The sequence below is a fragment of the Skermanella sp. genome, assembly GCF_059503625.1.
Genome location: NZ_JCACHA010000778.1, coordinates 1 through 9,671, shown reverse-complemented (window position 1 = coordinate 9,671; position 9,671 = coordinate 1). Strand labels below are relative to the sequence as shown.

8 protein-coding genes and 1 pseudogene are annotated in these 9,671 nt (G+C 67.0%); all 9 read left to right on the top strand.

The features are described from left to right. The coding region (fliF, locus tag AC5JJ6_RS27270) for a flagellar basal-body MS-ring/collar protein FliF (protein ID WP_496045081.1) at positions 1-1,393 on the top strand (1,393 nt) is incomplete at its 5' end. A 25-nt stretch (positions 1,394-1,418) separates the two neighbouring features. Continuing rightward, positions 1,419-2,444, top strand: a complete 1,026-nt coding sequence (gene fliG, locus AC5JJ6_RS27265; protein WP_084721509.1) for a flagellar motor switch protein FliG — start codon at positions 1,419-1,421, stop codon at positions 2,442-2,444. 40 nt (positions 2,445-2,484) lie between these two features. Continuing rightward, positions 2,485-3,237 (top strand): FliH/SctL family protein, encoded by a 753-nt coding sequence (locus AC5JJ6_RS27260; protein WP_496045080.1) that lies wholly within the window; start codon positions 2,485-2,487, stop codon positions 3,235-3,237. Positions 3,238-3,270: 33 nt separating this feature from the next. After that, complete coding sequence (gene fliN, locus AC5JJ6_RS27255; RefSeq protein WP_044437445.1) at positions 3,271-3,594, top strand: flagellar motor switch protein FliN; 324 nt, start codon at positions 3,271-3,273, stop codon at positions 3,592-3,594. A 53-nt stretch (positions 3,595-3,647) separates the two neighbouring features. Next, the gene (locus tag AC5JJ6_RS27250) at positions 3,648-5,141 is read left to right on the top strand and encodes a sigma-54-dependent transcriptional regulator (protein WP_496045079.1); all 1,494 of its coding nucleotides are present in this window, start codon (positions 3,648-3,650) and stop codon (positions 5,139-5,141) included. A 106-nt stretch (positions 5,142-5,247) separates the two neighbouring features. Next, entirely contained in the window at positions 5,248-7,296 is a 2,049-nt protein-coding gene (gene flhA / locus AC5JJ6_RS27245; protein WP_496045082.1) for a flagellar biosynthesis protein FlhA, read from the top strand. 102 nt (positions 7,297-7,398) lie between these two features. Next, positions 7,399-8,454, top strand: coding sequence for a flagellar biosynthesis protein FlhF (locus AC5JJ6_RS27240; protein ID WP_496045078.1), 1,056 nt, complete (start codon positions 7,399-7,401; stop codon positions 8,452-8,454). Continuing rightward, positions 8,451-9,242, top strand: coding sequence for a MinD/ParA family protein (locus AC5JJ6_RS27235; protein ID WP_496045077.1), 792 nt, complete (start codon positions 8,451-8,453; stop codon positions 9,240-9,242). Before AC5JJ6_RS27240 ends, AC5JJ6_RS27235 begins: the two co-directional genes overlap by 4 nt. A gap of 10 nt (positions 9,243-9,252) precedes the next feature. Next, positions 9,253-9,671, top strand: a pseudogene (locus tag AC5JJ6_RS27230) (hypothetical protein); the annotation flags it as partial.

Below are 9,671 nucleotides of genomic sequence, written 5' to 3'. Positions count from 1 at the left end.
GGCAGGACTGCCGGCCGGCGGGTCGATCGGCTACGAGATCTACGACAAGCCCGAAGGCTTCGGCACCACCAGCTTCGTCCAGGGCGTCAACCACCTGCGGGCGACCGAAGGGGAGCTGGCGCGCACGGTGGCGACACTGGGACCGGTGCTGCAGGCTCGCGTCCATCTGGTGCTGCCCAAGCGCGAGATGTTCAGCCGCACCCAGCAGACCGCGACCGCCAGCGTATTCCTGAAGCTGCGGCCCGGACAGCAGCTGAAGCGCGAGCAGGTCGTCGCCATCCAGCACCTGATCGCCGCCGCCGTTCCCCAGCTCGAACCGAACCAGATCTCCATCATCGACGATCGCGGCAACCTGCTGGCACGCGGCATGGGCACCGGCGCCGAGGCCAATTCCCAGGCCAACGCCGACGAGAAGAAGCAGGCATACGAGCAGCGGACGACCCGCGTGATCGAGGACCTGCTGTCGCGCTCGCTGGGCTTCGGCAAGGTCCGGGCGGAAGTCACCGCCGACCTCGATTTCGACCGCATCACCACCAGTTCCGAGATCTTCGACCCGGAAAGCCAAGTGATCCGGTCGACCCAGACGGTCGAGGACAACAATGAATCGACCGACCGCGACGCGCTGGACCCGGTGACGGTGGCCAACCAGCTGCCGACCGGCGACACCAACCAGAGCGCCAACGGCGCCTCCAGCAAGACCAAGGGCGCCCGGACCGAGGAAACGATCAACTACGAGATCAGCAAGACGGTCAAGAGCCATGTCCGGGAATCCGGACAGGTCCGCCGCCTGTCGGTCGCGGTCCTGGTCGACGGCCAGTATACGCCGAACCCCGAGGGCGGCGCCCCGATCTACGCGCCCCGCCCGAGGGAGGAGATGGCCCAGATCGAGGCGCTGGTGCGCTCCGCCATCGGCTTCGACGCGGTGCGCGGCGATACGGTCGAGGTGATCAACATGCGCTTCGCGACGCCGGACGCCGAGTTCGCCGACGGATCGGAAGCGATCTTCCTGGGCATGGCGAAGGAGGACCTGTTCCGGATCGCCGAGATGGTGGTGCTCGCCATCGTCGCCATCCTCGTGATCCTGCTGGTGATCCGCCCGCTGATGGCCCGCGCCTTCGAGCGGAACGACGGCACCTCCGCCGAGGAGGAGGCCGAGCGCCTGCTGACCGACCAGTCGATGGGTCAGGCGCAGCTCACCGGACCGGGCGCCCTGGCACAGGATCTGGCGCTGGAAGACGCCCAGGCGGGCGAGGAACTGGAGCAGATGATCGACATCAACCGCGTCGAGGGCCGGGTGCGCGCCTCGTCGCTCCGCAAGGTCGGCGAGATCGTGGACAAGCATCCGGAAGAGGCGGTTTCGATCATCCGAAGCTGGCTCTACCAGGAAACGTGAACCGGTGAACGGGGGAATTTGAATCGTGGCAGCGCTGCGCATACGCGAAGATTACCGCACCCTCACCGGTCCGGAGAAAGCCGCCATCATGATGCTGGCGCTGGGGGAGGAGCACGCGACCAAGCTCTTCACCCACATGGACGACGAGGAAATCCGCGAGCTGTCGCAGACCATGGCCAACCTGGGCACGGTCAGCTCCACCATCATCGAGCGGCTGTTCGTCGAGTTCGCTGAGCAGATCTCCTCCACCGGCTCGCTGGTCGGCACCTACGAGAGCACCGAGAGGCTGCTGCTGAAGGTGCTGGACAACGAAAAGGTCAACCAGATCATGGAGGATATCCGTGGTCCGGCCGGCCGTACGATGTGGGACAAGCTGGCGAACGTCAACGAGACGGTGCTCGCCAACTACCTGAAGAACGAATACCCGCAGACCGTCGCGGTGGTGCTGTCGAAGATCAAGGGCGAGCACGCCGCCCGCGTCCTGGCGCAGTTGCCGGAAAGCTTCGCGATGGAAGTCGTGATGCGCATGCTGCGCATGGAGTCGGTGCAGAAGGAAGTGCTCGACGACGTCGAGCGCACGCTGCGCACCGAGTTCATGTCGAACCTTGCCCGCACCAGCCGCCGCGACGCCCACGAGATGATGGCGGAAATCTTCAACAACCTGGACCGCAACACTGAAAGCCGCTTCCTGGCGGCCCTGGAAGAGCGCAACCGCGACAGCGCCGAGCGCATCAAGGCGCTGATGTTTACCTTCGAGGACCTGTCCAAGCTGGACCCGTCCGGTGTCCAGACGCTGCTGCGGGTGGTCGACAAGCCGAAGCTGGGACTTGCCCTGAAGGGCTCGTCGGAAACGCTGCGCGACCTGTTCTTCACCAACATGTCGGAACGCGCGGCCAAGATCATGCGCGAGGACATGGCGGCGATGGGACCGGTGCGGCTGCGCGACGTCGACGAGGCGCAGATGTACATGGTCCAGGTCGCGAAGGACCTCGCCGCCCGGGGCGAGATCGTCATGGCCGAGGGCAAGGGCGAAGACGAGTTGATCTACTAGTGCCGGCGCTCACCCCGAACCCATTGGTCACGACGCGATCATGACATCGACCCGCAGGTTTCTGTTCGACACCGAATTCGACGTGGACGTGGCACGCCGTCGGGAGGAGCGTCTCGCGTCGGAGGCGCTCATCGCCAAGTCGGCGCCGCCGCCCGAACCGGAAGAGCCGCCGCCCCCGCCGGAACCGGTCTTCAAGTCGGCCGACCTGCTCCAGGCGCACGAGGACGGCTACGCCGACGGTTTCGCCAACGGCAAGGCCGCCGCGGAAGCGGCGGTCAACGCACGGCTGTCGGCGACGCTGGAGCGGCTGGCCGACCAGCTCGAATACATCGTGCAGAGCGCCGCCGACACGGCGGCGCGCCAGCGCGAGGGCGTGATCGAGATCGGCGCCGCCATCTGCCGCAAGCTGCTGCCCGATCTGTCGCGGCGGCAGGGCACGAAAGAGGCGGAAGCCATGCTGGGCACGGTCATCGCCGAACTGATCGACGAACCCCGGATGGTCATCCGGGTCGCCGACGAAGACCTGGACGCCCTGTCCGAACGCATCGACACCATCACGGCGCGGCGCGGTTTCGCCGGGAAGGTCGTGCTGCTGGCCGAACCGACGGTCGCCGCCGGCGATTGCCGGATCGAGTGGGCCGACGGCGGGGTGGAGCGGGACAGCGCCCGCCTGTGGCACGACATCGATCTGGCCGTCGCCCGCCTGCTGGGCGCCGGCCACGGCACGGAAGACCACTCCGGCGGCCACTCCGGTGGCCACCTGGGTAGCTCCCTGGCCGGCGCTTCGTCCTAAAGTCCCCGTAACAGTCACTCAGGAAAACGCCACATGGCCAGCAAGGACAGCTTTTCGCTCGACGAACTCGATGCCGGGTCGCGCGACGTCGGCGAGTTCGACAGCCACGCCGCCAAGGACCTGGAAGCGATCTACGACATCCCGGTGCAGATCTCGGCCGTGCTCGGCAAGGCGACCATGCAGGTCAGCCAATTGCTGAAGCTGGGCCGCGGCGCCGTCGTGGAACTGGACCGCAAGGTCGGCGAGGCGATCGACATCTATGTCAACAACCGACTGGTGGCGCGCGGCGAGGTGGTCGTCGTCGAGGACCGTCTCGGCGTGACCATGACCGAAATCATCAAATCCGACCGTTCGTAGAGCGCACCCGCCGCGGAGGACCGTAGCGGGATGGTACCTGGGAGAAATTCGTCATGCGATTGCTGATTGTCGGCACCATGGAAGGCTACATCACCGCCGCGGGCAAGATCGCCCACGATCGCGGCGCCAAGGTCTCCTATACCGACGGCATCGACAAGGCGCTGAACGCTTTGCGCGGCGGTCAGGGCGCCGATCTGGTCATGATCGACGTCAAGTTCGACATCGCCCGCCTGATCGACGCCTTGAAGCTGGAACGCATCACGATACCGGTGATCGCCTGCGGCATCGGGACGGACGCCCAGGCGGCCGTGCGCGCCATCCGCGCCGGCGCCCAGGAATACATCCCGCTGCCGCCCGACGCCGAGCTGATCGCCGCCGTGCTGGAGGCGGTGGTCCAGGAAAGCCACGCCATCGTCAGCCGCGACCCCGCCATGGGATCGGTGCTGCGGATGGCCGACCAGATTGCGCCCAGCGAAGCCTCCGTCCTGATCACCGGAGAGAACGGCACCGGCAAGGAGCTGATGGCGCGCTACATCCACCGGAAGAGCCGGCGGTCCGACAAGGTGTTCGTCGCGGTCAACTGCGCCGCCATCCCCGAGCACCTGCTGGAAAGCGAGCTGTTCGGCCACGAGAAGGGCGCCTTCACCGGCGCCGTCGCCCGGCGTGTCGGCAAGTTCGAGGAAGCCAACGGCGGCACGCTGCTGCTGGACGAAATCAGCGAAATGGACATCCGGCTCCAGGCGAAGCTGCTGCGCGCGATCCAGGAGCGCGAGATCGACCGGGTCGGCGGCAGCCATCCGGTCAAGATCGACATTCGCGTGCTCGCCACCTCCAACCGCAAGCTGGAGGAGGAGGCGAGGGCCGGCCGGTTCCGCGAGGACCTTTACTTCCGCCTCAACGTCGTCAACCTGCGCCTGCCGCCCTTGCGCGAACGTCCCGCCGACATCCTGGCGCTGTCGGTCCACTTCGCCAAGAAATACGCCGAGGCCAACGGGCTGCCGGAAAAGCACCTGACCGCCGAGTCCCTGGACATGCTGAAGGTCCACCCATGGCGCGGCAATGTCCGCGAGCTGGAAAACACGATGCACCGCGCGGTGCTGCTGTCGCGCGGTCCCTCGATCGACACCGACGCGATCCTGCTGACGGACAGCGGCCCGGCGACGCCGGCGGCGGAACCGGCACCGCCGCCCGCCGCCGTGGCGGCGCCCGCTGCGGAAGTGCCGCCGGCGGCGCTGGCGGCCGCCCGCGCCGCGGCCGGATACGCGGCCTATGGCGGCGGCAGGATCATGGCTCCTGCCCCGCCGCCCGCCAGCGCGCCCGCCGCGGCCGGATTGCCTGGCAACCTGACCGGACTGGTCGGCCGCACGGTGGCCGCCGTGGAACGCGACCTGATCATCGACACGCTGCACCACTGCGTCGGCAACCGGACCCATGCCGCGAATATCCTGGGCATCTCGATCCGGACCCTGCGCAACAAGCTGAAGCAGTACAGCGAGGAAGGCGTCGCCGTCCCGCCGCCGGGCGACGTGGAGAGGTTCGCGTCGTGAACGGATGCGGCATCCTTAGGTACGCCGGCAGGAAAATCGTGCCATGAGCGATCAGACCGGCGCCGGAAACTTCAACGCGGCGGAGCTGTTCCACACCGCCAAGACGATGCTGGCGCGCGGCGACATCGTGCTGGCGATCGGGCTGGTCTCGATCCTGGTGGTCATGATCCTGCCGATGCCGGCGTTCCTGCTGGATATCCTTCTGGCGCTGTCGATGACGATGTCGGTGCTGATCCTGATGACGGTTCTGTTCATCCAGAAACCGCTCGAGATCAGCTCCTTCCCGACCATCCTGCTGATCACGACGCTGCTGCGCCTGTCGCTCAACCTGGCATCGACGCGCCTGATCCTGGCCCATGGCCACGAAGGCCCCGACGCGGCGGGCGCGGTCATCGAAGCCTTTGCCGGCTTCGTCATGGGCGGCAACTTCGTCATCGGCGTGATCGTCTTCGCGATCCTGACCATCGTCAACTTCGTCGTCATCACCAAGGGGTCGGGCCGTATCGCGGAAGTGGCGGCGCGCTTCACCCTGGACGCCATGCCCGGCAAGCAGATGGCGATCGACGCCGACCTGTCGGCCGGCATGATCGACGAGCCGGAGGCGCGGCGCCGCCGCAAGGAACTGGAAGAGGAAAGCGCGTTCTTCGGCTCGATGGACGGTGCGTCCAAGTTCGTGCGGGGCGACGCCTCCGCCGGCCTGATGATCACCTTCATCAACGTGATCGCCGGCATGATCATCGGCATCGCGCAGAACGACCTGCCGTTCATGGTCGCCGCCGACACCTATACCCGGCTGACCATCGGCGACGGCCTGGTGTCGCAGATCCCGGCCCTGATCATCTCGGTCGCCGCCGGTCTGCTGGTGTCCAAGGCCGGCGTTTCCGGATCGGCCGACAAGGCGCTGTTCGGCCAGCTCAGCGGCTATCCGACGGCGCTGGGGCTGTCGTCGGCCATGCTGTTCGCGCTCGGCATGCTGCCGGGCATGCCGTTCATCCCGTTCATGGCGCTGGCCGGGGCCACCGGCTTCGCAGCCTATTACCTGCCGAAGGCGCGCGAGAGGAAATCGAAGGAAAACGCCGAACTGGCGATGGAGGAGGCATTGCCGGCCCCCATCGCGGACGAACCGATCGGGACCGCGCTGTCGATCGACTCGGTCCGGCTGGAGTTGGGCTACGCCCTGCTGACGCTGATCAACACCGCCAACGAAGGCTTCCGCCTGACCGACCAGATCAAGGGCCTGCGCCGCCAGCTTGCCGGCGAGGTCGGGTTCGTGCTGCCGTCGGTCCGCATCCAGGACAACCTTCAGCTTCCGCCCAACACCTATGTCGTGCGGATCAAGGAGATCGAGTCGGGACGGGGCGACATCCGGCCCAACATGCTGCTGGTGATGGACCCGCGCGGCGAGGCGATCTCGCTGCCCGGCGAGGCCACGGTGGAGCCGACCTTCGGCCTGCCCGCCATGTGGATCGAGCAGGGCTACCGCGAGGAGGCCCTGTTCAAGGGCCTGACCGTGGTCGATGCCTGCACGGTCATCACGACGCACCTGACGGAGGTCATCAAGGACAACATGCCCGACCTGCTCTCCTACGCGGAGACGCAGAAGCTGCTGGACGAGATCGGGCGCGAGAGCCAGAAGCTGGTGGCGGACGTCATTCCGGGCCAGATCACGATGGGCGGCCTCCAGCGCGTGCTCCAGAACCTGCTGGGCGAGCGCGTCTCGATCCGCGACTTGGGCACCATCCTGGAAGGCGTGTCGGAGGCCTGCGGCTTCACCCGCAACATCACGGCGATCACCGAGCATGTCAGGACCCGGCTGGCGCGCCAGATATCGGAATCCAACACCAACGAGGCCGGGTTCATCCCACTGATCACCCTGTCGCCGGACTGGGAACAGGCCTTCGCGGAATCGATCGTCGGCGACGGCGACGACCGGCAGCTTTCCATGGCGCCGTCGCGCCTTCAGCAATTCATCACCAATGTGCGTCAGACTTTCGAACGGCACGCGATGATGGGCGAGACGCCGGTGCTGCTGACCAGCCCCGGGGTCAGGCCCTATGTGCGGTCGATCATCGAACGGTTCCGTCCGGCGACCATCGTGATGTCGCAGAACGAGATCCACCCAAAGGCGAAGATCCGCACCTTAGGGCAAATCTAAAGTTATGTGACTAAAGGCGTGGGCCTCAAGTCACGGGAATTGACGGTCTGGCAATGATGATCTGGCAGGATCGGCCGCAGGATAAGGAAAGGTAGGAACAAGGTGCGGCTCAAGAGCTTTCATGCTCCGTCCATGGTGGAGGCGATGCGGCTGGTCCGCGACGCCCTGGGCGACGACGCCATCATCGTCGCGACGCGCGAGGAGGAGGGCGGCGTCCGCCTGACCGCCGCGATCGACGATGCGGAAGAGCCGCCGCTTCCGCCGCCGCCCAGCCACGATCCGGAGCCGTCCCACGGCGGTTACGATCAAGGCAGGGACCAGGGCCGGGATCATGGCCGGCACTATCGCCGCGAGCCGGAACTGGACGTCGTCGATCTGGTCTGCGACGCGTTGTCCCGCCACGGCACGCCGCCGCTGGTCACGGACCGGCTGCTCAACACGATCTCGACCTACGATACCGATGACCCGCTGGCGGCTTTGTCGGCGGCGCTCGACAGCATCTTCACATTCCAGCCGCTTCCCCTGGGCCGGGCGCCCCGGCCCTTCATGCTGATCGGCCCCCCCGGCGCCGGCAAGACGCTAACCATCGCCAAGCTTGCCACCCGCTCCACGCTGAGCGGCCGCAAGGTCGGGGTGATCACGACCGATACCGCGCGGGCGGGCGGGATCGACCAGCTCGCGGCCTTCACCAAGCTGCTCAAGCTGAAGCTGCTGGCGGTCGAGGATACCGATGCCCTGGCCGATGCGCTGAGCGTCCAGCGCGGGGTCGAGCAGGTGCTGATCGACAGCGCCGGGCGCAACCCGTTCGACCCCGACGACATGAACGACCTCGGCGACCTGCTGAACGCCGCCGACCTGGAACCGGTCCTGGTCCTGCCGGCCGGCTGCGACGCGGCAGAAGCTGCCGAGGTAGGATCTTCCTTCCGGGAGCTTGGTGCCCGCCGCTTGCTGCTGACCCGGCTCGACATGACCCGCCGGCTGGGCAGCCTGCTGGCCATCGCCTACGAAGCACGCCTCAGCTTTTCCGACATCAGCGCCACGCCGCAGGTAGCGGAAGGCCTGAGCCCCCTCAATTCATTATCTCTGGCACGGCTATTGCTTCCCAATCACGTGCAGCACGCCGCACGAACAGCCAAGCAAACGGGAACTTTTTCATGACCGACATATCATCGGTTTTCCCCGCCAACATCACCCAGTTGCGTGGCCATAACGTCATTGCGGTGGCGAGCGGTAAGGGCGGTGTCGGCAAGACATGGTTCTCGATCACCCTTACCCATGCGCTCACCAAGCTGGGCCGCAAGGCCCTGCTGTTCGACGGCGACCTGGGGCTCGCCAACGTCGACATCCAGCTGGGACTGATGCCGAAACGCGACCTGGGAGCCGTGGTGGACGGCCGCTATTCGCTTCAGGCGGCAGCGGAGCGGTTTACCGACGGCGGGTTCGACATCATTGCCGGCCGGTCGGGATCGGGCAACCTCGCCAACCTGACGGTGGCACGGCTCAACGAGCTGCGGAACGACCTGATGACGGTCGCCCGCAGCTACGACGCCGTCGTGATCGACTTGGGCGCCGGCGTGGACCGCACGGTGCGGCAGCTGTCCGGCCCGGCCGGGATCACCCTGGTCGTGACGACGGACGAACCGACGTCGCTGACCGACGCCTATGCCTTCATCAAGGTCACGCATGCGACCAACCCCAACGCCGACCTGCGCGTGGTCGTCAACATGGCCAGCAGCGTGCGCGAGGGCGAGCGCACATATTCGACGATCCTGAAGGCGTGCCAGAACTTCCTGAAGTTCGCGCCGCCGCTGGCCGGCATCGTCCGGCGGGACCAGAAGGTGCGCGACGCGATCCGCAACCAGACGCCGCTGCTGATGCGCTCTCCCAGTTCCGACGCAGCATCGGACGTCCGCAATCTGGCGGCTAAGCTGTTCGGCCCGCAATGACCGTCCCCTCATGACCGGACCGGTCCCGCCTCCGGCGCCGGCGACGCCCGCGGGCACTGCCGGCACGAGCGCCGGCACGGCCGGGACCGTGGCGGCGGCTCCTCCGGAACCCGCCGGGGAAGCATCGCTCGAGAAACTGCCGGAGAAGCTCAAGGAGCTGCTCCGGACCGTCGTCGTGTCCGGCACCGTGGTCGAGCAGAGCGGCGACGGCAGCGTGAAGGTCAGGACCCAGGCGGGCGAGGTCAGCCTGAAGACGCTCACGCCGCTGCCGCAGGACCGTCAGGTGACGCTCCAGATCCCGCCGGGCAATCCGCCGCTGAAGGCCCTGGTGTTCATGGTCGGCCCGCCGCCGACGCCGCAGCAACCACCGGCACCGCCGCCGGCGCTACCACCGGCACCATCGCCGCTGCCGCCCATGGCGGCGGCACC